Source organism: Bradyrhizobium sp. WYCCWR 13022, from assembly GCF_030435535.1.
GTDB lineage: Bacteria > Pseudomonadota > Alphaproteobacteria > Rhizobiales > Xanthobacteraceae > Bradyrhizobium.
The window spans coordinates 128,121-153,496 of sequence record NZ_JAUIZJ010000003.1; the positions used below are offsets into that span (position 1 = coordinate 128,121).

Annotated in this window: 20 protein-coding genes; 9 read left to right on the plus strand and 11 right to left on the minus strand. The window is 64.1% G+C overall.

Translation table 11 applies throughout. The annotated features are described in order from the left end of the window. Window positions 1–67: 67 nt before the first annotated feature. From QY049_RS09385 to QY049_RS09405, 5 genes are all read left to right on the plus strand, one after another. Window positions 68–979 (plus strand): amino acid ABC transporter substrate-binding protein, encoded by a 912-nt coding sequence (locus QY049_RS09385; protein ID WP_194477931.1) that lies wholly within the window; start codon window positions 68–70, stop codon window positions 977–979. A gap of 129 nt (window positions 980–1,108) precedes the next feature. After that, window positions 1,109–1,840 (plus strand): amino acid ABC transporter permease, encoded by a 732-nt coding sequence (locus QY049_RS09390; RefSeq protein ID WP_194477930.1) that lies wholly within the window; start codon window positions 1,109–1,111, stop codon window positions 1,838–1,840. A gap of 3 nt (window positions 1,841–1,843) precedes the next feature. Next, window positions 1,844–2,536, plus strand: a complete 693-nt coding sequence (locus QY049_RS09395; RefSeq protein ID WP_194477929.1) for an amino acid ABC transporter permease — start codon at window positions 1,844–1,846, stop codon at window positions 2,534–2,536. A 190-nt stretch (window positions 2,537–2,726) separates the two neighbouring features. Next, window positions 2,727–3,458, plus strand: a complete 732-nt coding sequence (locus QY049_RS09400; RefSeq protein WP_194477928.1) for an amino acid ABC transporter ATP-binding protein — start codon at window positions 2,727–2,729, stop codon at window positions 3,456–3,458. A gap of 180 nt (window positions 3,459–3,638) precedes the next feature. After that, on the plus strand, window positions 3,639–4,499 hold the full coding sequence (locus QY049_RS09405) for a D-amino-acid transaminase (RefSeq protein WP_194477927.1): 861 nt from the start codon (window positions 3,639–3,641) through the stop codon (window positions 4,497–4,499). Window positions 4,500–4,693: 194 nt separating this feature from the next. Here the strand turns inward: QY049_RS09405 and QY049_RS09410 are convergent, their stop codons facing one another. The 3 genes from QY049_RS09410 to QY049_RS09420 form a co-directional block, all read right to left on the minus strand. Continuing rightward, entirely contained in the window at window positions 4,694–5,155 is a 462-nt protein-coding gene (locus QY049_RS09410) for a carboxymuconolactone decarboxylase family protein (RefSeq protein WP_258763875.1), read from the minus strand. A 27-nt stretch (window positions 5,156–5,182) separates the two neighbouring features. Next, complete coding sequence (locus tag QY049_RS09415) at window positions 5,183–6,802, minus strand: MDR family MFS transporter (protein WP_258763874.1); 1,620 nt, start codon at window positions 6,800–6,802, stop codon at window positions 5,183–5,185. Between the two features lie 119 nt (window positions 6,803–6,921). After that, entirely contained in the window at window positions 6,922–8,073 is a 1,152-nt protein-coding gene (locus QY049_RS09420) for an HlyD family secretion protein (protein WP_258763873.1), read from the minus strand. Between the two features lie 139 nt (window positions 8,074–8,212). Here QY049_RS09420 and QY049_RS09425 point away from each other — a divergent pair, with 139 nt between their 5' ends. Next, the gene (locus QY049_RS09425) at window positions 8,213–9,124 is read left to right on the plus strand and encodes a LysR family transcriptional regulator (RefSeq protein WP_194477923.1); all 912 of its coding nucleotides are present in this window, start codon (window positions 8,213–8,215) and stop codon (window positions 9,122–9,124) included. 19 nt (window positions 9,125–9,143) lie between these two features. Here the strand turns inward: QY049_RS09425 and iaaH are convergent, their stop codons facing one another. After that, on the minus strand, window positions 9,144–10,568 hold the full coding sequence (gene iaaH / locus QY049_RS09430; protein WP_258763871.1) for an indoleacetamide hydrolase: 1,425 nt from the start codon (window positions 10,566–10,568) through the stop codon (window positions 9,144–9,146). A 74-nt stretch (window positions 10,569–10,642) separates the two neighbouring features. Further along, complete coding sequence (locus QY049_RS09435; protein WP_258763870.1) at window positions 10,643–14,092, minus strand: indolepyruvate ferredoxin oxidoreductase family protein; 3,450 nt, start codon at window positions 14,090–14,092, stop codon at window positions 10,643–10,645. A gap of 153 nt (window positions 14,093–14,245) precedes the next feature. Here QY049_RS09435 and QY049_RS09440 point away from each other — a divergent pair, with 153 nt between their 5' ends. Next, window positions 14,246–14,701, plus strand: coding sequence for an Lrp/AsnC family transcriptional regulator (locus QY049_RS09440; RefSeq protein ID WP_194477920.1), 456 nt, complete (start codon window positions 14,246–14,248; stop codon window positions 14,699–14,701). 25 nt (window positions 14,702–14,726) lie between these two features. On the opposite strand, the gene QY049_RS09445 is transcribed toward QY049_RS09440, so the two are convergent. Further along, window positions 14,727–15,230: a hypothetical protein gene (locus QY049_RS09445; protein ID WP_258763869.1), complete on the minus strand. Its 504-nt coding sequence runs from the start codon at window positions 15,228–15,230 to the stop codon at window positions 14,727–14,729. A gap of 53 nt (window positions 15,231–15,283) precedes the next feature. After that, window positions 15,284–15,685 (minus strand): hypothetical protein, encoded by a 402-nt coding sequence (locus QY049_RS09450; protein ID WP_258763868.1) that lies wholly within the window; start codon window positions 15,683–15,685, stop codon window positions 15,284–15,286. 90 nt (window positions 15,686–15,775) lie between these two features. Between QY049_RS09450 and QY049_RS09455 the strand changes: the two genes are divergently transcribed. Further along, a complete protein-coding gene (locus QY049_RS09455) occupies window positions 15,776–16,693 on the plus strand; it encodes a LysR family transcriptional regulator (RefSeq protein ID WP_258763867.1) in 918 nt (305 codons plus the stop codon). 11 nt (window positions 16,694–16,704) lie between these two features. Here the strand turns inward: QY049_RS09455 and QY049_RS09460 are convergent, their stop codons facing one another. The 3 genes from QY049_RS09460 to QY049_RS09470 are packed head-to-tail and all read right to left on the minus strand — an operon-like array spanning window position 16,705 to window position 19,947. Next, window positions 16,705–17,490, minus strand: coding sequence for a fumarylacetoacetate hydrolase family protein (locus QY049_RS09460; RefSeq protein ID WP_301269286.1), 786 nt, complete (start codon window positions 17,488–17,490; stop codon window positions 16,705–16,707). Window positions 17,491–17,505: 15 nt separating this feature from the next. Continuing rightward, window positions 17,506–18,873: an LLM class flavin-dependent oxidoreductase gene (locus QY049_RS09465; protein ID WP_258763865.1), complete on the minus strand. Its 1,368-nt coding sequence runs from the start codon at window positions 18,871–18,873 to the stop codon at window positions 17,506–17,508. A 21-nt stretch (window positions 18,874–18,894) separates the two neighbouring features. Beyond that, window positions 18,895–19,947, minus strand: a complete 1,053-nt coding sequence (locus QY049_RS09470) for an Ldh family oxidoreductase (protein ID WP_258763864.1) — start codon at window positions 19,945–19,947, stop codon at window positions 18,895–18,897. A gap of 296 nt (window positions 19,948–20,243) precedes the next feature. Between QY049_RS09470 and QY049_RS09475 the strand changes: the two genes are divergently transcribed. Further along, window positions 20,244–24,359, plus strand: coding sequence for a GAF domain-containing protein (locus QY049_RS09475; protein WP_258763863.1), 4,116 nt, complete (start codon window positions 20,244–20,246; stop codon window positions 24,357–24,359). Between the two features lie 13 nt (window positions 24,360–24,372). Here the strand turns inward: QY049_RS09475 and galE are convergent, their stop codons facing one another. After that, window positions 24,373–25,365 carry a UDP-glucose 4-epimerase GalE gene (gene galE, locus QY049_RS09480; RefSeq protein WP_194477912.1) on the minus strand — a complete coding sequence of 331 codons (993 nt, stop codon included), beginning with the start codon at window positions 25,363–25,365 and terminating at the stop codon, window positions 24,373–24,375. Window positions 25,366–25,376: the final 11 nt, after the last annotated feature.

The window sequence follows — 25,376 nt, forward strand, 5'->3', positions numbered from 1 at the left end:
TCACATTCTAATCCGGCCCGATTTGTGCTTGCATTCGGCCGCATCATCCTGAAAGGGGAACAAAAAAGTGAAACATTTCCGTAGCATCGGGCTCGCGCTCGCCGCGACTTTCGCCGTCAGCCAGGCGGGCGCCGAAGAACTGACCGGCACGCTCAAGAACATCAAGGACACCGGCGCCATCACGCTGGGCTTCCGCGACTCCTCGATCCCGTTCTCCTATCTCGACGACAACCAGAAGCCCGTCGGGTTCGCGATGGACATCTGCTACAAGATCGTCGACGCCGTGAAGAAGGAGCTCAAGCTCGACAAGCTCGAGGTCAAGCTCAACCCGGTGACCTCGGCCACGCGCATCCCGCTGATGGCGAACGGCACCATCGACCTCGAATGCGGCTCGACCACCAACAATACCGAGCGTCAGAAGCAGGTTGCCTTCACCAACACCCACTTCCTGACCGCCAGCCGCTATGTGTTCAAGAAGTCGAGCGGCCTGAAGTCGATCGACGACCTCAAGGGCAAGACGGTGGTCTCGACCGCCGGCACCACGAACATCAAGCAGCTCACTGAAGCCAACGTCGAGAAGAAGCTCGGCGCCAACATCATTCCGGCCAAGGACCACGCCGAAGCCTTCCTGATGGTCGAGACCGACCGCGCGGTCGCCTTCGTGATGGACGACATTCTGCTCGCGAGCCTCGTCGCCGGCTCGAAGACGCCGTCCGACTATGTGATCTCCAAGGATGCGTTCTCCAAGCCCGAGCCCTACGGCATCATGCTCCGCAAGGACGACGCGCCGTTCAAGAAGGTGGTCGATGCGGCAACCGCTGCGCTCTACACTTCGGGCGAAGGCCAGAAGATCTATGACAAGTGGTTCATGTCCAAGATCCCGCCGAAGGGTCTGAACCTCAACACCCCGATCTCCGATCAGTTGAAGCACGAGTTCGCAAAACCCTCGGACTCGCCGATCCCGGACGACTATAAGTAAGATATAACCTCGATCTCAGGATCGGGATCATGTCCGGTCACTCTTGACACCAGAGTGGCCGGACATTTGCATAAGCGCCCAGGACTTCTTTCGAGCCAATCTTGATTGGCGCGTTCGCGCGGGGGAAACGTGAACTACCATTGGAACTGGGGAATTTTCTTCGAACCGAACCCGATGGGCACCGGCACCTATCTCGACTTGCTGTTGTCGGGGCTGGTGGTGACCCTGAAGACGGCGGTGCTCGCCTGGATCATCGCGCTGATCTTCGGCTCGATCGTCGGCGTGATGCGGACGCTGCCCTCCAAGGCGGCCTCCTGGTTCGGCTTCTGCTGGGTCGAGTTCTTCCGCAACATGCCGCTGCTGGTGCAGCTGTTCCTGTGGTTCTTCGTGCTGCCGGAGTTGCTGCCGAAGGCCGCCGGACTGTGGCTCAAGCAATTGCCGAACGCGCCGTTCTGGACGGCGGCGATCGGCATCGGCTTCTTCATGTCGGCGCGCGTCGCGGTGCAATTGCAGGCAGGCATCTCCTCGCTGCCGCGCGGGCAGAAGATGGCTGCCACCGCGCTCGGCCTGACCACGGTGCAGGGTTATCGTTACGTGCTGCTGCCGATGGCGTTCCGCATCATCCTGCCGCCGCTGACCTCCGAGTTCCTCAACACCATCAAGAACACCGCGGTCGCCATCACCATCGGCCTGATCGAGCTGACCGGAGAGGCGCGCTCGATGCAGGAATTCTCGTTCCAGGTGTTCGAGGCCTTCACGGCCGCGACCATCCTCTATCTCCTCGTCAACGCCGTCGTCGTGACTGCCATGCGCTATCTCGAGCGCTACGTCGCGATCCCCGGCTACATCACGGGGAAATAGACAATGCTCGGCAATTTCGATTTCGACGTCATCCGCCGCGCGCTGCCCTATCTGTTCTACGAGGGCATGACGTTCACGCTGACGCTGACGGGCCTCGCAGCGCTCGGGGGCCTCGTCTTCGGCACGGCCATCGCCCTGATGCGGCTGTCCGGCTACAAGGCGCTCGGGCGCATCGCCGGCCTCTATGTCGACTTCATGCGGTCGCTGCCGCTGGTGCTGGTGATCTTCTGGTTCTACTTCCTGGTGCCCTATATCGGACAGTGGCTGACCGACGCCTCGCGTCCCATCAGCGTCGGCGCGTTCGCTTCTTCGCTGATCACCTTCATCATGTTCGAGGCGGCGTATTTCTCCGAGATCATGCGTGCCGGCATCCAGTCGATCTCGCGCGGACAGCCGGCCGCCGCCAGCGCGCTCGGCCTGACCTATGCGCAGACCATGCGATACGTCGTGCTGCCGCAGGCGTTCCGCAACATGCTGCCGGTGCTGATCACGCAAACCATCGTGCTGTTCCAGGACACCTCGCTGGTCTACGTGCTGTCGATCACCGACTTCCTCGGTGCCGCCAGCAAGGTCGCGCAACGCGACGGACGTCTGGTCGAGATGTACCTGTTTGCCGCCGTCGTCTACTTCACCATTTCCTGTATCGCGTCCTTCGGTGTCCGCCGCCTCCAGGCGCGCATCGCCATCATCCGCTAGGTGTGATGTGAAATTGATATCCCGACGTACGGTGCCCCTTCACCTCTCCCATAGGGAGAGATCGGATCGCGTCAGCGATCCGGGTGAGGGGTTTGCTCCATCGATAGACCTGAACTCCTCACCCGGCGCTTTGCGCCGACCTCTCCCTTGGGAGAGGTGAACCGAGTCTGCCGCAGGGCCTGAGAGACACATGATCGAAATCAGCCACGTCAACAAATGGTACAGCCCGACTTTCCAGGTGCTGACCGACTGCACCACCAGCGTCACCAAGGGAGAGGTCGTGGTGGTCTGCGGACCCTCGGGCTCGGGCAAGTCGACCCTGATCAAATGCGTCAACGCGCTGGAGCCGTTCCAGAGCGGCGACATCTCGGTCGATGGCACCAAGGTCAACGATCCCAAGACCAATCTGCCGAAACTGCGCTCGCGCGTCGGCATGGTGTTCCAGCACTTCGAACTGTTTCCGCACCTGAAGATCATCGACAATCTCTGCCTCGCCCAGCAGAAGGTGCTGGGACGGTCGCACGACAAATCCGTCACGAAGGGCATGCAACTGCTGGAGCGCGTCGGCCTGAAGGAGCAGGCGCAGAAATTTCCGGCGCAACTCTCGGGCGGCCAGCAGCAGCGCGTCGCGATCGCGCGGGCGCTCGCGATGGATCCGATCGTGATGCTGTTCGACGAACCGACCTCGGCGCTCGATCCGGAAATGGTCAGCGAAGTGCTCGATGTCATGGTCGATCTCGCCCGCGAAGGCATGACCATGATGGTCGTGACCCACGAAATGGGCTTTGCCCGCAAAGTCGCCAACCGCGTGATCTTCATGGATCGCGGCGAGATCGTCGAGGACGCGCCGAAAGACGACTTCTTCGGCAAGCCCCGCAGCGACCGCGCGCAGAAGTTCTTGTCGAAGATTCTGTCCCACTAACCACCGCCGTCATTCCGGGATGCGCCGAAGGCGCAGGCCCGGAATCCATAACCCCGGCTGGTGGTCATGGATTCCGGGCTCGTCGCTACGCGCCGCCCCGGAATGACGAATAGAGGGGTGATCCGTTTCCTCAACTGGCGTATAAGCGCGCAAATCCCATTCCCGACCAGGAGACCCGCCTTGGACTCGACCGCCTACGTCAATGGCTCATTCGTCCCGCTCTCGGACGCGAAAATCTCGGTGCTCGATCGCGGCTTCCTGTTCGCCGACGGCATCTACGAGGTCTCGGCCGTGTTGGACGGCAAGCTGGTCGACAACGCCTCGCATCTGGCGCGGCTGGAGCGCTCGGTCGGCGAGATCAAGCTGAAGCTTCCGGAGACGCTCGAGCGCATCACCGAGATCCAGAAAGAGCTGATCGCGCGCAACAAGGTCGCAAACGGCCTCGTCTATCTCCAGGTCACGCGCGGCGCCGACAAGGGCCGCGACTTCGCCTTCCCCAAGGGTGACGTCGTCTCGAGCCTGGTGATGTTCACCTCCGAGAAGGACATCATCAACGCCGCCTCGGCCAAGACCGGCATCAACGTGATCACGGTGCCCGACATCCGCTGGGAACGCCGCGACATCAAGAGCGTGGCGCTGCTGGCGCAGGTGCTGGCGAAGCAGGCCGCTGCCGAAGCCGGCGCCGGCGAGGCCTGGATGCTGCAGGACGGCTACGTCACCGAAGGCGGCTCGTCCTCCGCGTTCATCCTCACCAAGGACGACGTCATCGTCACCCGCAAAAACTCGAACGCGATCCTGCCGGGCTGTACCCGCAAGGCCGTGGTCGCGCTCGCCGAGGAGCGCCAGCTCCGCGTCGAGGAGCGGTCCTTCACGGTTGAGGAAGCACTGGCTGCAAAGGAAGCGTTCGCCACCTCGGCCTCGCTGTTCGTGCAACCGGTGATCGCCATCGACGGCAAGACGATCGGCGACGGCAAGCCCGGTCCTCTTTCTACGCGGCTGCGTGAGATCTATGTGGAGTTCGCCAAGGCGACGGCGGTTTAAGCCGCACGCTCAGCGAAGAGCGAGTGTCGCAGCATTGCATCCCCACACTTCGGTGTCATCGTCCGGCTTGACCGGACGATCCGGTACTCCGACACGGTTGTGTTTCCATCGACGGGCCGCGGCGTACTACTGGATGCCCCGCTTCGCGGGGCATCCAGTTGAATATGTGGAGGCGCATTCGTCTCCATCATCCCCTACGCCACCGACGCCTTCACCTTCACCGGATGAACCGCGCGGAACGCGATCGCCAGCCTGTTCCAGGCATTGATGGCGCCGATCAGCATGGTCAGGTTCACCGTCTCCGCGTCGGAGAACTGCGCACGGACCTGCTCATAGACGTCGTCGGGCGTGTGCGTCTCCGCGATCAGCGTCACCGACTCGGTCCAATCAAGCGCGGCACGCTCGCGGTCGGTATAGAGCGGGGACTCGCGCCAGGCGTTGAGCAGGTAAATGCGCTGCTCGGTCTCGCCGCGCTTGCGGGCGTCCTCGGTGTGCATGTTGATGCAGAAGGCGCAGCCGTTGATCTGCGAGGCCCGGATCTTGACCAGCTCGATCAGCGATTTCTCGAGACCCGTCGATTGGATCTGCTCTTCCAGCGCCATCAGCGCCTTCATCGTGTCGGGGGCTGCCTGGTAGAAATTCATGCGTGGCTTCATGGTCGTTCTCCTTGCTTTGAGTTAAGGTCAGTGGGCTTCCCCGGCCGAGACATGGCCGGGCTTCTTCAGGAAGAGGACAGCGATCAAGGCGACGATCAGCGCCACGCCGAGCAGATAGAAGGTGTCGCTGAAGGCCAGGATGTAGGCCTGCTTCTGCACGACATGACCGATCGCGACATAGGCGCGATGCGCGGCGTCGGCACGGTCGAGCACGCCGTGATTGATGAAATACTGCGTGAGCTGTTCCAGTCGCGTGCGGGTGGCCTGTTCGAACGCCGAGACCGACTGCATCAGCACGTTGGAGTGATACTGCTCACGCTTGGTCAGAACGGTCTGCAGCAGCGCAATGCCGACGGCACCGCCGAGATTTCGCATCATGTTGAACAGGCCGGAGGCCGAGCCCGCATTCTCCGCCTCGATGCCTGCCGTCGCCACCGCCGACAGCGGCGCCATCACCAGCGCCTGGCCGATGGCACGGACGACGTTGGGCCACAACAGCTGGTCGGCGGCATAGTCGCTGGTCATGAAGATGTTCATGAAGTTCGAGCCGGCGAACAGCACGAAGCCGATGCCGATGATGATCCGCGCGTCGAACCTCTGCATCAGGCGCGGCACCAGCGGGATCAGCACGAGCTGCGGCAAGCCGGTCCAGGCCAGCACCGTGCCGATCTGCTCGGCATTATAACCCTGGATGCGTGACAGATATTGCGGCAGGATGAACACTGACCCGTACAGCGCGACGCCGAGCAGGAAGTTGGCGAGCATGCCGAAGCCGAAATTGCGGCGGACCAGCAGGCGCAGGTTCAACAGCGGCTTCTTCACTGTCAGTTCGATGATCAGGAACGCGGTCAGCGAGACGACCGCGATCACGCTGAGCTTGACGATGAAGGGCGAGCCGAACCAGTCGTCCTTGTTGCCTTCCTCCAGCACGGTCTGAAGTGCGGAGAGGCCGATCGCCATGGTGATGATGCCGGCCCAGTCGCCGTCGCGCAGCAGCGTCAGCTTCATCGGCTTGGAATCGAGCGCGTACCAGAGCATGCCGACCATGATCGCGCCCGGCGCGAGGTTGACGTAGAAAATGTACTGCCAGCCGAAATTCTCGGTGAGGTAGCCGCCGATGGTCGGGCCGATCGCCGGTGCGAACGTCGCCGACAGCGCGAACAGTGCAAGGCCGACCGGCTGCTTCGCACGCGGCAGCAGCGTGATGATGAGCGTGAACGCCATCGGGATCAGCACGCCGCCGGTGAAGCCCTGCACGGCGCGCAGCACGATCATCTGGGGCAGGTCCTGCGCCAGCGCGCAGGCTGCCGACAGCAGCAGGAACAGGATCGCGTTGGTGAGCAGGTAGATCCGGATCGAGAACACCTGCGCCAGCCAGCCGGACAGCGGGATCACCACGATCTCGGCGATCAGATAGGAGGTCGAGATCCAGCCGCCGTCGTCGATCCCGGCGCCGATCGCGCCCTGGATGTCGGCAAGCGAGGCGTTGACGATCTGGATGTTCAGCACCGCCATGAAGGCGCCGAGCGTGGCGCCGATCACGGCGATCCAGGTCTTGGCGGAGACGTCAGGCGTGACGGAAGCGGCTTGCGGCGCCGGAAGATCGGCGGCGGAAGCGGCGGTGAGGGTCGGTTGAAGCGTGCTCATGGGAGCCTCGTCTCTGATGCGGAGACAGGATGCGTTGGCCAGGTGGTTTCGATAATCGGGGAAGTCTGGGAAGGATCATCCGGCAGGACTTGATAATCCCGCCGCGACCCTCCGCGACATCAGCCTCCGTTCGGACGCGGCGCGTTGTCGGCCACGCGCTTGGCGGTCTCTCGCTCAGCCACCACTGTTGCCTTGGTGTCGACCGTCGGCACCGCCGACATGCCCGGCCGCAGCAGGCCGGTGAGGCTGTGGTCGTCGAGCACGATCTTCACCGGCACGCGCTGCACGATCTTGGTGAAGTTGCCGGTGGCATTGTCGGGAGGCAGTAGCGCGAATTCAAGACCGCTGGCCGGCGAAAGGCTGTCGACATGGCCGCGCAGCGTGCGATTGCGAAAACTGTCGACGTGAAGCTCGACCGGCTGACCCGCGCGCACATGGGTGAGCTGGGTCTCCTTGAAATTCGCGACCACGTAGACCGCATCGAGCGGAACCACCGCCATCAATTGCGTACCGGCCTGCACGTACTGTCCGACGCGCAACGAGCGGGCGCCAACTGTGCCGTCAACCGGTGCTGTGATCTCGGTGTAGGACAGGTTCAGCTCGGCCTGGTCCGCGACCGCGCGCGCGCGATCGAGCTGCGCACTGGCCTGCGCACGCTGCGTTGTCAGCACATCGACCTTGCGCTCGGCGGCGACCAGGCCCGACTTGGCACGCTGCATCTGCGCGTTGCTGGCGCGGAGCGCCGCATCGGTCTGCTGCGCGCGCTGGATCGTGCCGGAGCCCGACTTCATGAGGTCGTCGTAGCGGGCGCGTTCTTCCTGCGCGAATTTCAGATTTGCGTCGGCAGCGGCCACGTCGGCCGTGCTCTGCTCGATGATCGGCTGTTGCAGTTCGAGCTGGGCATCGAGGTTGCGGACCGAGGCTTCGGCTGCGGCGACGTCGGCGCTGGCCTGGCCAAGCGCGGCCTTGAAATCGCGGTCGTCGATCCTGGCCAGCACCTGGCCGGCCCGGACCTTCTCGTTGTCGCCGACCAGCACCTGGGCGATGTAGCCCGAGACCTTCGGGGCGATGATGGTGGAATCGGCCTTCACATAGGCGTCATCGGTCGTTTCCAGGTAGCGGCCGGTGGTCAGGTAATTGTAGCCAAAGTCGCCCACGGCGGCGACGCCAAGGGCCAGTGCGAGCGCCAGGGCCGCTCGCTTGATCGCCCGCCGGGACGGCTTCAGGGTGATTTTGTCATTGGTTTCAGTGGTATAGGCCGCGTTCGACATGGCACTCTCCGAATTCCCCAGACCTCCCCTTCCGAAGGGGCGCTGTTGTCGCAGTGGAAGATGCGCTGTCCCGGCGCTTGTGATAATCCGCCAAAAAGCAAAATGATTGTCCACCCCTGCTGCATAATCCGAGGCGCTCATGGACCGGCTGACCAGCCTGACCGCTTTCGTCCGGGTCGTTGATACCGGCGGATTCTCCGCCGCCGCCCGCAAGCTCGGGATGTCCACGACCATGGTGAGCAACCACATCCAGGCGCTGGAGGAGCGGCTCGGCGCACGGCTGCTCAACCGCACCACCCGCAAGGTCAGCGTCACCGAGATCGGCAAGGCCTATTACGACCGCTGCGTCCAGATCCTCTCCGACATCGAGCAGGCCGACGACATCGCTGGCGCGTTGCAGTCGGTGCCGCGGGGCACGCTGCGGATTCATTCCGCCACCCACATGGTGCCGTTCGTGGCGGGCGTCGTGGCGAAGCTGCTGTCGACCTATCCGGAGGTGAAGGTCGATTTGCGTATGGGCGAAGCCAATGTCGATCTGATCGAGGAGGGCTATGACGTCGCGCTGCGCATGACACCGCCTCCGGATTCGAGCCTGATCGTCCGCAGCCTCGCCACCTGGCGCCACGTGCTGTGCTGCTCGCACGAGTATCTGGAAAAGCACGGAAGGGTGCAGCAGCTCGCCGAGCTCTCGGAGCACAATTGCGGCCGCCACCTGAATTACCCGTTTGGCGACGAATGGCGTTTCTTCGATCGCAAGGGCGCGCCGGCCTCGGTGCGCATCTCGGGCAGCCTCGTCACCAACAGCGGCGAGGCGCTGCGGCGGATGGTGATCGAGGGCGCCGGCATCGGCCTGCTCGCAGGATTTCTGGTGAGCGACGATCTCGATTCCGGCCGGCTGGTGCGGCTGCTGCCGGAATACCGGCCGGTCGAGATGTCGATGAACGCGGTCTATCCGCATCGCCATCATCTGTCGGCGAAGGTGCGCACCTTCATCGACATGCTGGTGCATCACAGCGCCGAGCAGCAGAAGCTGATCAACCCGTATTCGTGAAGCCAAGACGTCGGTGCCGTCAGCGTGGCGCCGGCAGTCGCCCGAACACGGTATCGAGTGCGATGCCGATCGCCAGCAACCGTTCGTCGCTGCCCGCCGGGCCGTCCAGCTCCAGCCCGATCGGCAGCTTGCTGGTCTCACCCAACCCAATCGGAATCTGGATTCCGGGAATCCCGGCATTGCTGCCGGGGTCGGTGTTCTGGATGAACGATGCAAAATTCTCCAGGCTGCTGGACTCCGGATTGGACGCAATCGCAACCCGCGGCGTGGTCGGGAAGACGATGGCGTCGAGCTTGTTGCCAGCAAAAGTCTGCGCGTACAGCGCCTGCAGCGCGGGTCTCGCGATGTTGAGGGCGTGGTCGTAGAGCGGCTTGGCATCGACGAAGCTGCCGTCGGGCGCCGGCAATTTGCGCGGCAGCACCAGGCCCTCATAGGTGCCCTTGACATCAGGGCTCGCGATTTGCGCGACCATCGCCTCGATGGTCACGCCCGTGCCTGTACTTTTGAGATAGGCGACCATGTCATCATAGGCCTCGTACAGCGCGACCGGAAAGCCGACCTGGCCGTTGAGTTCGGCAAGCTCAGGCATTTCGATGTCGACCGCGGTCACGCCCTGCGCCTTCAGTCGATTGAGGGCGGCATGGAAGGCAGCTTCCGTGTCGCCGTCGAGGTTAGCCAGCATGCTCTTGACGAGGCCGAGACGGACCTGGCTGAGATCGGTCGGCGCAATCGCATCGCCGCCCACGATGATGCGATCGAGCAGCGCGACGTCTGCCATGGTGGCCGCCATCGGCCCTGCGGTGTCGCGGGTATGCGAGATCGGCGCGATGCCGGCTTGTGGATAGCGGCCAACGGTCGGCCGCAGCGAGGCGCAACCGTTCAGTGCGCCAGGCACGCGCACTGACCCGCCGGTGTCGGTGCCGAGCCCACCCGCGACGATCCGGGAGCCGATTGCGGCCCCCGTGCCCGAGGAGGAGCCGCCGGCGATCAGCGCGCGGTCATAGGCGTTGCGTACGCCGAATTCGGCGCCGGTTTTGAACGCGGTGTTGTAGCCGGAGATGCCGAACGCAAGCTCGTGCATGTTGGTCTTGCCGATGATCACCGCGCCTGCGGCCCGCAGCTTCCCCACGATAGGTGCGTCGGTGCCTGGAACGAAACTCTTGAGCCCCGGTGTTCCCGCCGTGCAGGGCAGACCCGCCACCTCGATATTGTCCTTGATCACGATTGGAACGCCACCGAGCGGCTTATTTCCAGCGCCTGCGCCCTGCGCATCGAACGCGACGGCGGCCTTCAGCGCACCCTCTTCGTCCAGGGTGACGAAGGCATTGAGATCGGCATTGGCCTTGGCGCGAGCGAGCGCCGCAGAGGTGAGCGCATGGCTCGTGATTTTTCCGGCCGCGAGCTCAGCAGCGGCTTGGGTGAGGGTCAACTCGTCGAAATCCATGATGCGCCACCCGATTGCGGGGCTCCATGAGGGAGCCGCCTCCTACGCAAGGCTGAAGCCTTGGTGGCGTCACGTCAACCGGTGGCGCGCATCTTTGCCGGCGAAGATGCAGTTAACCGCGCGAGCAACTGCTCGACCTCGGTTTTCACCGTCGCGATCGCGACGTCCTTCACCGGTCCGTAACCGCGGATCTCCATCGGCGCTTTGGCGATGGCGACGAGATTGGCCAGATGCGTTGCGTCGAGCTTGCCCGGCATTTGCGCGATGATGCCCTCGTACCAGGCAATCAGCGCCCGCTCTGTGCGACGATCAGCGGTGTAGCCGAACGGATCGAACCGCGTTCCGCGCAGCCTCTTCAGCCGCGCCAGCACCGCGAGCGGCATCTGGATCCACTGGCCGAAAGCACGCTTGCGCGGACGGCCGCGCGCGTCGAGGCCAGACGGCAGGAAAGGAGGCGCGAGATGATACTGGACGCTGAAGCCGTCCTCGAATTCGCGCTTCAGCTCATCGAGGAAGCCGCTCTGCATGTGCAGGCGCGCAACTTCATATTCGTCCTTGTAGGCCATCAGCTTGAACAGGGTACGTGCGACGGCTTCGGTCAGAACCTCGCTATTGAGAGCAGCTTCGGCGTTGCGGATTTTTGCGACGAGCGCGCGATAGCGCGCCGCGTAGGCTTCGTCCTGGTAAGCCCTGAGGAAATCGGAGCGCCTGACGATGATCTGGTCGAGCGTCTCGGCCTTCGGCGCCTCGTTCGTCTTGGGCAGGAAGTCCGGATCGGCGGCGGCAACCCGGCCCCAGGCAAAAGCCTGCTTGTTGCGTTCGACCGCGACACCATTGAGCTCGATCGCGCGCAGCAGCGCCGGCAGCGAGACCGGCACCAGTCCCCGCTGCCAGGCAAAGCCGAGCATGATGATGTTGGCATAGACGGCATCGCCGAGCAGCCGTTCGGCCAGTGCATTGGCGTTGATCGTGTCGAGATTGTCGCCGCCGATGACCTGGCGGATCGCACGCAGGCGGGCAGGGGAGGCCAGATCGGCGTCGCGGAAGCGAACGACGTCCCCGGTCGGCATCTCCGCGGTATTGATCGCGGCGCGCGTGCCGCGGCGATAGGTGCCGGATGCCTTCGGCGAGGAACTGACGACGAGGTCGCAGCCGATCAGCGCGTCTGCCGCGCCCTGGTCGATGCGGACCTGATGCAGCGCGTCAGGGCTCGCCGCCAGTCGGAGGTAGCTCAGCACGGGACCGAATTTCTGCGCAAAGCCGGTAAAGTCCAGCACCGAGACGCCGCGGCGCTCGAGATGAGCGGCCATGCCGATCAGCGCGCCGACCGTGATCACGCCGGTGCCACCGACGCCGGTCACCAGCAAATCGTAGGGACGGTCGAGCGCAGCGGGCGGGGGCAGTGGAAGCGTGGCGGCGCGGCCGGTCGCGTCGATCTGGCTGGTGCTCTTCTTTCGGCGCGTCGCGCCTTCGACGGTGACAAAGCTCGGGCAAAAACCGTTGAGGCAGGAAAAATCCTTGTTGCAGGCCGACAGGTTGATCTGTCGCTTGCGGCCGAACGGCGTCTCCTTCGGCTCGACGCTGAGGCAGTTGGACTCGACCGAGCAGTCACCGCAGCCTTCGCAGACGAGGTCGTTGATGTAGGCAAAGCGTTTTGGGTCGGCCATCTGCCCGCGCTTGCGCCGGCGCCGTTTCTCGGTGGCGCAGGTCTGCTGATAGATCAGCACGGAGACGCCGGAGATCTCGCGCAGCGCGCGCTGAACGGCATCCATCTCCTCGCGCGGATGGATCGTGACGCCGCTGGGCAGGTCCGCAGGCAGAAATTGCGTGGGATCGTCCGACACCAGCGCGATGCGCGCCACGCCTTCGGCCCTGACGCTATGTGCGATCGCATGCACGCTGACCGGGCCGTCGACCGGCTGGCCGCCGGTCATGGCGACGGCGTCGTTGAACAGGATCTTGTAGGTGATGTTGGCTTTCGCCGCGATCGCCTGACGGATCGCCATCGAGCCGGAGTGATAGTAGGTGCCTTCGCCGAGATTCTGGAAGACGTGCTTGTGGCCGGTGAACCGCGACGAGGCCGCCCAGTTCACGCCCTCGCCCCCCATCTGGATCAAGGAGGATGTCTCGCGATCCATCCAGCTCGCCATGAAGTGGCAGCCGATGCCGGCCAGCGCCTTCGATCCGTCCGGCACCTTGGTCGAGGTGTTGTGCGGGCAGCCCGAGCAGAAATAGGGCGTACGCGTCGCGCCCGCGACGTTGATGGTGCGCTCGGCTTCCGGCAACAGCGCGGCTGCGCGCGCGGCAAGATTGACGCCCGGAAACATCGGATCGAGCCGGCGCGCGAGCACGGACGCCAGCGCGCGTGGCGACAATTCGCCGATCCACGAGATGAGCCGTGCTCCTCGCTCGTCGTGCTTTCCGACCATCCGCTCGGGCTTGGTGCCGGGATAGTCGTAAAAATACTCCTTGAACTGGCTCTCGATGATGCCGCGCTTCTCCTCGACCACGAGGATTTCGCGCTTGCCTTTCACGAAATCCATCGCGTCGTGCAAGGCTAGCGGCCAGACCATGCCGACCTTGTAGATGTCGATGCCGATGCGGCGGCAGGCGGCCTCGTCTAGGCCCATCAGCCGCAACGCTTCCATCAGATCGAGATGCGCCTTGCCCGTGGTGACGATGCCGTAAGTGGCGTGCGGGATGTCGTAGATGTGGCGATCGATCGGATTGGCTTTGGCGAAGGCGTAGACCGCGTGCTTTTTCGCCTCCAGCCGCTCCTCGATCTGCGGACCCGGCAGATCGGGCCAGCGATAGTGCAGGCCGCCCGGCGGCGGTGTGAAGTCGGGCGCGCGGAAGGGGCGTGGCGATCGCAGCGCGACGGAGGCGCCCGATTCCACGATCTCCGAGATCGCCTTGAAGCCGACCCACATGCCGGAGAAGCGGCTGAGCGCATAGCCATATTCGCCGAACTCGAGATATTCATCGACACTGGCGGGATGCAGCGTCGGCATGAACCAGCTCATGAAGGCGACGTCGGACTGGTGCGGCATCGAGGACGAGACGCAGCCATGGTCGTCGCCGGCGACGACCAGCACGCCCCCGTGCGGCGAGGAACCATAGGCGTTGCCATGCTTGAGCGCATCGCCGGAACGATCGACGCCGGGGCCCTTGCCGTACCACAGCCCGAACACGCCATCGACCTCGCGCTCGGCTTGGGTTTCGACCTGCTGCGAGCCGAGCACAGCGGTTGCCGCGAGGTCCTCGTTCACCGCAGGAAGGAATTCGATGCGGTCCCGCTTCAATCGTTCCTGGATGCGCCAGAGTTCGAGATCGATGCCGCCGAGCGGCGAGCCGCGATAGCCGGAGATGAAGCCGGCGGTGTTGAGACCCGCGGCACGATCGCGCCGCACTTGATCTAGCGCGATGCGGACGATCGCCTGCGTGCCTGTGAGGAAGACGCGGCCCTCCTCGCGCTCGTAGCGGTCGGAAAGCTCGTAGGTGTCGAGTGACGGAATGGCGTCCATGGCGGACCTCGCGCGGCATCCTGCCGAATGGGCGAAAGGTAGACCCGGTAAGCTGGTAGGTCTTACCTATTTATCCCGATCCTCGCGTTTAATCGGTAGAATTTTGCGCATTTGCTTGAGTTTTGGTAGATTAAATCGAATTGAGGGCTCTCCATGATTGAAGATCAGGACACGCGGATTCTCGCGCATCTCCAGAAGGATGGCCGCGCCACCAACCAGCAGCTCGCCGATGAGGTCGGCATGTCGACCTCTGCCTGCTGGCGCCGGGTGCGTGCGCTCGAGGACAGCGGCGTCATCCGCGGCTATGCCGCCCTCGTCGCGCGCGAGCAGGCGGGCTTCACGATGTCGGCTATCCTCCATGTGTCGCTGGAGCGGCACGATGCCAAATTCGTCGACGAGTTCGTCTCGCGCGTCACCACGCGCCGCGAGGTGCTGGAGTGTTTTGCCACGACCGGTGATGCGGACTATCACCTGCGCGTCGTCGTGCAGGACATGGCCGCCTACAACCGCTTCCTCGACGAGTTCATGTTCCGCATCCCCGGCATCCGCTATGTCCGCAGCAACGTGGTGCTGAAGGAGATCAAGACCAGCGTGGCTTTGCCGTTTTGAGCCGGCCTCATTCGCGTGCCGAGCATCACGACGCATGTTCTTCCGAGCCTGGTTTCAGCAGAAGCATGAAGATGAGCACGTGACCGACCAGCAGCAGCGGTACGTAGAGGGCCGGGATATATATGCCGGCTCCAAACAGACCGGGGTTCTGAATCCTTGTCGCGCCCACGTAGTACGCATTCAAGAGATCGAGCGTACCCCACACGTTGAAGATCCAGACCGTTGGAACGGCGATCGTCCATCGCCAGGTTAGCGCCGCCATCGAAGCGAGCGCGAGGGTGGCAGCAATGAGATCTCCCCACCCGACTTCGCCGGCGAAATCCGGCCCCAATTCCGCAGACACGAAGCCGGCAACCATGAAATTCATTCCCAGGAAGCGGAACGCATGGAACGCCGCGAGAAGACGCAGGGCCTCATGACGAGGCATCGCGCGGACAAAAGGCCAGACGTAGAGGACAGCGACCACCGCGCTTGCGAGCAAGGCGCCGGCGACACTGAGGACGAACGGAAGGTTGAAGTTCGCGGGCACGTTCGGATGTCCTTCGTGTGGAGGTTCGAAGCCGGTTGATCGTCGGCGAGCACTCAGGGCTTGCTCATGAGCAGGCGCAACGGCATCAGCGGGCCGACCGCGATGTATTCGTGGTCGATGAGCTCTTGTTTGGCGAGTGGCAGGGCATCCATGGTGGCGTGCGCCTCGGCGACGTCCCTGGCGTCGAGCAGGAAGACCGCACCGCGCCCATCGGACCGCGAGTACCATTCGCGGATTTTCCCATTGAGATAGAGCTGCACCGTCTGCCTGACCTCATCAGGCATGACGGCCATCACCTGTTCGCGTGTGATGCCCGCTTTCACGGTCAGGATGACCAACACGCCCGTGGTCGCGGGTGACGGCGCTTGTGTCTGGGCAAGGGATGGATCGGTCATGGCGATAACACCTGTCAGTGTGAGGGTGAGCGCCAGGGCGGCGTTGCGGATTGCCTTCATCGGTTTCGCTGCTCCGGTGCGCGGGTCACTTGCAGTCTGGATGTAGAGCCACTTTCCGTGAGCGACTATTCGCGATAATGTTGACGGGCTATGAAGCAGAACTTCACAGTCAGGCAGGGGGCGCTCGACGGCGTCGAGGCCTTCCTCAGTGTGGCCCAGCACCGCAGCTTTCGTCGGGCGGCCGCCGAACTCGGGGTCACACCGTCTGCCATCAGTCAGGCGATCCGGACGCTCGAGGCGCGCGTGGGCGCCGCGCTCTTCATCCGGACGACCCGCAGTGTCGGCCTGACGGAAGCCGGCGAGCGTTTCTTTGCGCGCGCACGACCGGCCTTCGAGGAGCTGGTCGCGGCAAGCGGGGCAGCCCGCGACCTCGGACAGCGGCCGGCCGGGCTGTTGCGATTAACCGTGCCACGTTCGGTCGTGCCGATTCTGCTTGAGCCGCTGATCGCTTCATTCTGCCAGGCGTTTCCGGAGATCGAGGTGGAGCTTGCCGCAAGCGAAGAGCTGGTCGACCTTGCGGCCGGCGGTTTCGATGCCGGCATCAGGATGGGTCAGTTCATCACGCCCGACATGATTGCGGTGCGGCTGACGAAGCCGCTGCCCCTCATCGTTGTGGGCAGCCCCGCCTACCTTGCCCGCCAAGGCCGACCCGAGCGCCCAGACGATCTCCGCGCGCACGCCTGCTTGCGATTGCGGCGATCAAACGGTGCTCTCGCATCATGGTCGCTCAACGACCGCGGCCGTTCGGTCGAGATCGCGGTGTCAGGACCCTTCATAGCTTACGACTTCCCGACGATGCTCGGAGCCGCGGTCGAAGGTGTGGGGCTGGCGCAAGTGCCCGCGCCGCTGGCCACTGGCGCCATCGCGACGGGAAAGCTGGTCCGCGTGCTGGAGAAATTCGCGCCGATGACGCCGGGTGTATTCCTGTATTATCCGAGCCATCGGCAAATCATGCCAAAGCTGCGCGCCTTTATCGACCATGTGAAGATCCGCTCGGCAGCGCGCTGATCCGGCAGTGTCTACTGCCGCTCCCGCACAAACCGGTTCCGAAGCGTGCCCACGCCGGTGATGTCGATTTCCACGACGTCGCCGTGCTTGATGTCGGGCGAGGCGCCATCGGTGCCCATCCAGATCACGTCGCCGGGCCACAGCGTAAAATATTTGGTCAGCTCGACCAGAAACGGCACCACGCCAAAGATCATGTCGTTCGTGTGGAAGCGGTTGGTCTCCTTGCCGTTGACGCGGACGACCGTCTCCATCTTGGCGAGATCGGCCTCGGTCTCGATCCACGGTCCCATCGGCTTGAACGTGTCGGCGTTCTTGGAGCGCCACAGGCCGCGGTCGGCCTTCTGCCAGGTGCGCTCGCTGACGTCGTTGCCAATGGTGTAGCCGAACACGCAATCCATCGCGGTCGCTTCGGTCAGGTGCTTCACCTTCTTGCCGATGACGACGACGAGCTCGCCCTCGTAATGGATCTTCTCCGTCGCGAACGACGGGATCACGACGTCCTCGCCATGTGCGATCAGCGCGTTCTGGGCGCGGTAGCCGATCTCGGGGCGATCAGGCACGGCCGGCACGGTCCCGGCCTTGTCGGCGGCTTCCTTCAGATGCTTGAGGTAATTCAGGCCGACGCAATAGAAGGTGCGCGGGATCAACGGCAGCTCGATCTTCACTTGCGCCAGCGAATGCCTGCGCGAGGTGCGCTGCCATTCGCCGAAGGGATCGCCGTCAACGGCGATTACCTGGTCGCCTTCAATGATCCCCCAGGAGTTTTTGCCGGAGGCGGTGAATTTCAGCCAGCGCATGATCTGTCCTCGTCGCTATTCTGCAGCATCGCGCGGCTGTACTTTCCACGCGCCGGCGGCCGGGCGCTTCAACCCGAGATTCTCCCGCAGCGTCTTGCCGCGGTATTCCTTCTGGAACAATCCGCGGCGCTGCAATTCCGGCACGACGTGCTGCACGAAGTCTGCATAGGAGCCGGGCACATAAGTGGCGGCGATGACGAAGCCATCGCAGCCGCGCTCGACGAACATCTCTTCCAGCTTGTCCGCGATTTCCTTGGGGCCGCCGACCATGGCGTCGTGCACCTGGCCGCGGCCGGAGAAGGTGACGAAGTCGTGCGCGCTGGGATTGCTCTTGCCTGAAGTCTTCAGCACGCCGTCGCGGATGCCGAGAATGCCTTGCATGCTCTTGAGTTCGTCCGTGGTGAGCGGCTCGTCGAGATCCTTGGAGGCGAAATCGTAATTGAGCGCTTCGGCGAGCAGCGACAGCGCGTCTATCTCGAGAGGCAGCTTGTTGATCAGCGCCATCTTGTCCTCGGCTTCCGCCTTGGTTGCCGCGCAGACCGGCGTCGTCAGATTGCAGAGGAACATCTGATCAGGATCGCGGCCGGACTTGGCGGCCTCGTTGCGCACGGCGGCATAGCCGTCCTTGGCGCCTTGAAGATTGCGCGCGGCGGTGAAGATCACTTCGCCCCATCGTCCGGCGAAGCGCTGGCCGCGGCCGGACGCACCGGCCTGGATGATGACGGGATGGCCCTGGTCCGAGCGCGGCACGGTGAACGGTCCGCGCGACTTGAAGTTTGCGCCCTTGTGGTCGAGCCGCTTCACCTTGCTCGGATCGGCAAAGCGGCCGCTCTTCTTGTCCATGATGAGGGCGCCGTCTTCCCAGGTGTCCCAATGGCCGAGCACGACCTCCATGAACTCGTCGGCCTTGTCGTAGCGGGAATCGTGTTCGGGATGCGAGTCCCGCCCCATGTTGAGCGCTTCGCCGTCGTTGAGCGACGTGACGACGTTCCAGCCAGCCCGCCCGCCCGACATCAGATCGAGCGTGGCAAAGCGGCGGGCGACGTCGAACGGCTCGTAATAAGTGGTGGAGCAGGTCGCCCCCAAGCCGAGCTTGTCGGTGACCATGCCCATCGTGGTCAGCACGATCAGCGGGTCCATCTTCACGCAGCGAATGCCGTACTCGACGGTGTGGGCGTGGTCGTTGCCGTAGCGGTCCGGCATGGCCAGGCGATCGTCGAAGAAGGCCATGTGAAACTTTCCGGCCTCCAGAATCCGCGCGATCTCCTGGTAATAATCCGCGGACATCGAATCCGAGCGGGAGTCCGGATGCCGCCACGAACTCGGCAAGTTCGTGCAGTTCTGCGCCTGTAGGAATCCGACCAGGACCATCTGCCGATTCATGCTGCTGTTCTCCGAATGGTGTCAGGACAGATCGAGGACGGTGTCGAGCCGGTATTCGCGCGCGAGCGCGCGCAGCTTCTCCCAGGTTGCATCCTCGACCTCGATGCCGTCGCGCAAGCGCAGCTGCTCGCGCAAGCCCTCGATCTCGCCGGGATAATAGACGCCCCTGCTGCCCTCGGAGGGCGGCGTCGACTTCAGATAGCGCGCAAACTCCGCAATCTCGCGCTTGAACTCCTTCAGCGGGCGGAACGCGGCGACGTTGAACACCGCCATGAAGCATCCGTCATTGTGACGTCCCGTCGGCTCGACCCCGAAGCCGAGACCGGTCAGCAGGCCACAGAGCACCTCGACCATCGCGGCAAGTCCGCTGCCCTTGTAGCCTTCGGTCCCGCCGAGCGGCAGCAGCGCCCCGCCCTTGCGATATTGCGCGGGATCGGTGGTGTGCCGTCCCTCGGCATCGATGATCCACCCCGTGGGGATCTCCTCGCCGCGCGCGACCGCGAGCTGGATCTTGCCGGCGGCAACTGCCGACGTCGCCATGTCAAGGTAGAATGGCGCATCGAGGTCGGACGGCACCGCGATCGAGATCGGGTTGGTGCCAAGCCGCGCCTCCTTGCCGCCGAACGGCGCGACGTGCTTCGGCGAACGGCCGGAGTCGGCCGTCGCAATCCCGATCATGCCCTCGCGCATCGCCATCAGCGGATAGGCGGCGAGGCGGCCGACATGGCTCTGCCGGAACACGGTGCAGGCGGCGACGTTCGCCGTCTTCGCCTTTTCGATCGTCAGCGCCATCGCTTTGGCGTTGACGTGAAAGCCGAAACCCCAATGACCGTCGATCACGGTCGTGGTCGGCGATTCCTGCACGATGGTCCAGGTGGCGCCTGGGGCGATGTGCCCGGCCTTGATGCGGTCGATATAGGTGGGAATCGCGATCACGCCGTGTGAATCATGGCCGGCGAGATTGGCGTTGACGCAGCCGACGGCGACCGCGTCGGCTTCGTCCTCGGAGGCGCCGGCGGCACGGAGCAACGCGGCGCTGACGCGTGTGAGGCGGTCGGCCCTAACGATCGGCATGGCGTTCCCTCGGCTTTCATGCCCTTAACGGGCTGCTTGTTGGACGCCATGGTCTCAAAGCGGAGCTGCGATATCAATCTCCCGTAAACCAATACAGGGCTGCAAATTCGTAAAGAGAGCACGCCTTTCGTCGAAGATTCCTCCCGCGAGACGGTATTCCCGGACGTTTCCCGACAGTCATTCGCCTCTCGTTCACTGTGATTGGCGGTTTCCTTGCCGCAATAACGACCACTTAGGCGATGTCGGTTCACAAGGCACCCGGGAGAAATCGGCAGAAATGCCCGGGAGTTGAGATCGTGCCGACGACACTCGCGCGCACCTTTGCGGCGTTGAGCGCCATCAATGAGGCGATCCTCTACGCGAAATCGCCGGACGAGCTGTACCAGATGGTCTGCGACGCCGGGTTTTCGAGTGGGGACTTCATGGCCGTCGCCGTGTTCCTGGTGGAGCCGGATGGCCAGCATCTGCGCTTTGCCGCCGGGCGCGGTGACGACGTGGCGCGCCTGCGCGCGATCAAGATCACCACCCAGGCTGACGCGCCCGAGGGCTTGGGCGTCGGTGGCGAGGCGTTTCGCAGCCAGAAGCTCTGCATCAGCAACGACTATTTGAACGATCCCCGGTCGCTGGCATGGCGTGAGGGCGCGGCCAAGGCGAATATCGGTGCCGCGGCGGCGCTGCCGCTTCTGTGCAACGGCAAAAGCGTCGGCGTGCTGTTCGTGACCCGCAGCGAGGCCGGCTCGCTGAGCGAGCAGATGGTGTCGCTGTTCGGGCGCATGTCGGCCAATATTTCCTATGCGCTGGAGAATTTCTCGCGCGAGACGGCGCGGCAGAATAGCGAGCGGGCGACGCGGCGGCTCAACCGCATGTTCGGCGCGCTCAGCGCGACGAATGAAGCCATCCTGCGGGCGAAAACCGAGCAGGAGCTCTATCAGCTCGTCTGCGACGCCTCCGTGCACGGCGGCAAGTCGCTGGCGACTTTCGTGCTGCTGAAGGAGCAGGACTCGCATTGGCTGAAGCCCGTCGCGGGCACCGGTGAGAATCTGGAGATCGTTGCGCGGACCCATTACTCCGCCGATCCCGACAATCCCTACGGTCGCGGCATTTCCGGCGAGGTGTTCCGAACCCGGAAGCCTGTCGTCGAGCGCGATCTCGCGCGCCGCACCAAGGGAACGCCCTGGGAGCAGCCCAATCTCAACACGGGCGTCGCCGCAGTTGTGGCGGCGCCGCTGGTCAAGCACGGCCAAAGCATCGGCGTCATCCTCTCCTTCCTTAGCCAGTCCTGGGCCAAGGACGAGGAAGTCGTCGCGCTGATGCTGCGCATCGCCGAGAACGTCTGCTTTGCGGTCGACAATTTCGACCGTGAGGCCGAGAAGGCGCGGATTGCCGAGGAAGAGGAGCGCCTCGCGCGCATGTATGCGGCACTGAGCGCGACCAACGAGGCGATCCTGCGTGCGCATTCGCGGGCCGAGCTGTTCGACCTCGTCTGCGAAGCAACCGCGAAGGGCGCCAAATTCACCTCGGCCAACATCGCGCTGGTCGACCGCCATGCCGAGCTGCTTCGCGTCGTCGCCTGCTATGGTCCGAACGCGGATATCGTTCGCAGCTCGAAGTTCTCGATTTCCGACCAGGTGCCCGAAGGGCGCGGGCTGACCGGCACGGCGTTCCGCACGCGCCGGTCTGCCATCAGCAACGATGTGCTGGCTGACGACCGGATGAAGCCATGGCACGCCAACGCCCGCCGCAACGGTATCGGATCGTCCGCAGCGCTGCCGCTGTTCAACGGCGACCGTATCGAGGGCGTGTTTCTTTTCAACTCGCCGGAACGCGGCACCTTCACGCCTGAGTTCGTCGAGCTGCTGCAACGGCTCCAGGCCAACGTCGCCTTCGCGCTCGAGAATTTCGATCGCACCGACGAGAAGGCGAAGGCCGAGATGCAGCGCAATCGCCTGCGCGGCATGCTGGAGGCGCTGAGCGCGACCAACGAAGCCATCATGCGCGTGAAGACCCGCACCGAACTGTTCGAAGCGGTGTGCGAAGCAGCGGTGCTTGGCGGCACCTTTTCCTCCGCGACCATCGCCCTGGTCGACCAGACGGGGCGCCATCTCGACATTGCCGTCACCAAGGGCGAATGCCGCAGCCACGTCGAGAAATGGCGATTTGCGACCTCGGCCGACGAGCCGCTGGGGCGGGGGCTGGCCGGAACCTCTTTCCGCACCAAGGCGCCCTGCGTCGCCAACGAGATCCTCACCGACATCCGCACCACGCATTGGCACCAGATCGCGCGCGATCAGGGCACGAAATCCGGCGGCTGCTTTCCCCTGCTGAGCAACGGCACCGATGCCATCGGCGTCCTGCTGTTCCTCTCGCCGGACGAAGGCACCTTCACGCCAGATCTCATCCAGCTGCTGGGACGCCTCGCGGAGAACGTCTCCTTTGCGCTCGACAATTTCGACCGGGCCGACGAGCGCGCGCGGGCCGAGGCGCAGAAGGAGCGCCTGACGCGCATGTTCGCAGCGCTGAGCGACACCAATGAAGCGATCGTGCGCGCCAAGTCCCGCACCGAGCTGTTCGAGCTGGTGTGTCAAGCCGCGTCGACCGGCGGCAAGTTCACCTCGACGACCATTGCGCTCGCCAGTGCCGACACCGATCAGCTCGAGATCGTTGCGACCGCGGGACCATCCGCCGAGACCACGCGGAACGTTCGTCTCTCCATCGATTCCGGCCGGCCCGAAGGCCGCGGCATGAGCGGCACGGCATTCCGCACCAGGCAGCCCTGCATCAGCAACGACTATGTCAACGACAACCGCGTGAGCGCATTCCATGCCGTCCTCCAGGGCGACGGCGCGCGCTCCGGCGCGGCCTTCCCGCTGATCACGCACGACAGGGCGGTCGGCGTCATGATCTACATGTCTATCGAGCAGGATACGTTCACCCGCGAGTTCGTCGAGCTGCTGCAGCGTCTTGCCGACAACGTCGCCTTCGCGATGGAGAATTTCGACCGCGCCGACGAGAAGAACAAGGCTGACGAGCGGATCGAATATCTCGCCTCGCATGACAGCCTGACCGATCTGCCGAACCGCGAGACCTTCAACGGGCTGCTGCGCGAGGCGATCGAAACGGCTGAGCGCCGCGATCACCGCTTTGCCGTGCTGTTCATCGACCTCGATCGCTTCAAGGTCATCAACGACTCGCTGGGCCATGAGGCCGGCGATCTGCTCTTGCTCCAGGTCGCGAGCCGTCTGCGCGGCGCGCTGCGGGCGAGCGACGTGGTCGCACGCCTCGGCGGCGACGAGTTCGTGGTGATCCTCGACCAGTGCGGCGAGATCGACGACGTCCAGCGCATCGCCACCAGCCTGCTCGCGGCGCTCGCCGAGCCCATGGAGCTCGCCGGCCATGAGTGTCACACCACGGCCTCGATCGGCATCGCGATGTACCCGGCCAACGGTGCCGACGCGCAGACCCTGACCAAGAACGCCGACATGGCGATGTATCTCGCCAAGGAGGACGGCAAGAACGGCTATCGTTTCTTCTCCAAGGAAGTGAAGACGCAGTCGATCGAGCGGCTGTCGCTCGAAAGCGCGCTGCGCCGCGCGCTGGAGCGCGAGCAGTTCTCGCTGAACTACCAGCCCAAGGTCGACATGGAATCCGGCCAGATCACCGGGGTGGAAGCGCTGCTGCGCTGGAATCATCCCGATCTCGGCAACGTCTCGCCGGCGCAATTCATTCCGCTTGCGGAGGAGACCGGCCTGATCGTGCCGATCGGCCGCTGGGTGCTGAACGAGGCCTGCGCGCAGGCCATGGCCTGGCAGCGCTGCGGCCTGCTGCCCGTGTCGATGGCGGTCAACCTGTCGCCGCGGCAATTTGCCGACGAGCATCTGTTGCAGGACGTCGACGAGGCGCTGGCAGTCTCCGGCATGTCGCCGGTGCTGCTCCAGCTCGAGGTCACCGAGAGCATGATGATGCGCAATGTCGGTCGCGCGCTGAAGGTGCTCGACGCCATCCAGAGCCGCGGCATCCGCCTTGCCATCGACGATTTCGGCACCGGTTACTCCTCGATGTCGCTGATGAAGCATTTCCCGATCGACACGATCAAGATCGACCGCTCCTTCGTGCGCGACCTGCCGCAGGATTCGGAGGATCAGGCGATCGCACAGGCCATCATCAGCATGGGCAAGGCGCTCGGCATGACCGTGGTCGCCGAGGGCGTCGAAAATGCCGAGCAGGAGGTCTTCCTGCGCACCCATGGCTGCGACGAGATGCAGGGCTTCCTGATCTCCAAGCCGCTGCCGGCGAAGCAGATGGCCGAGTTGCTGCGACCGATGGAGCTTGCCGTCGCACCGCCGCTCCAGCCGGAGACGGATACGGCCGTGGACGAAGCCGCGGCGCTACGGCCGAAACGCGCTGCTATCTGACCACCGCCGTCGCTTAACGCGCCCTCAACGGATGCGCCTTCTGGTGCCAGGCCCAGGCGGTGCGGATCACGGTCGGCAAGTCGGAATGGCGCGGCACGAAATCGAGAACCTTGCGTGCGGCAGCGGCGTCGGCGACGAGATAGGTGGGGTCGCCGGCACGGCGCGGCTTGACGGTGTGCGGCACCTCGCGCCCGGTCTCCAGCCTGATGGCGTCGAGAATCTCGCGCACCGAAAAGCCTGACCCGGTGCCGAGATTGAAGCTGCCGCCGGCATGTCCCGCCTCCAGCAGCTTCAACGCCGCGACATGCGCCGCGGCGAGGTCGGTGACGTGGATGTAGTCGCGTATCGCGGTGCCGTCGGGCGTATCGTAGTCATCGCCGAACACGGCGAAATCGACATGGCCCTGCAGCGCCATCATGGCGCGCGGAATGAGATGGGTCTCGTTGTCGCGCAATTCGCCGATGCCGCCGGCCGGATCGGCGCCGCTGGCATTGAAGTAGCGCAGGCAGAACGCGCCGAAACCGTAGGCTGCGCGGTAGTCGGCGAGCATACGCTCGATCATCCACTTCGACGCCCCGTAGGGATTGATCGGTGCGCAGGGAAAATCTTCCGGCAGTTCCTTGGAATCGGCGTTGCCATAAACGGCGCCGGTGGAAGAGAACACGATGCGATGACAACCTGCGTTGCGCATCGCCTGCAGCAGCGACAGCGTGCCCTGGACGTTGTTGACGTAATATTTCTGCGGGTCGGTCATGGACTCGCCGACGAGGCTCGCTGCCGCGAAATGCATCACGGCCGTCACTTTGTGCTCGGCAAAGGTGCGCGCCAGTGCTGCACCATCGAGCAGATCGCCCGTGACCAGTTCCCCCGACACAAAATTGCGATGACCTGTCGAAAGATTGTCATAAACGACGGGCCGATATCCGGCAGCGGCCAGGGCGCGGCAGGCATGCGAGCCAATGTAGCCCGCGCCCCCTGTGACGAGGACTGTCGGTCGATCGGTCATGTGGATCTTCT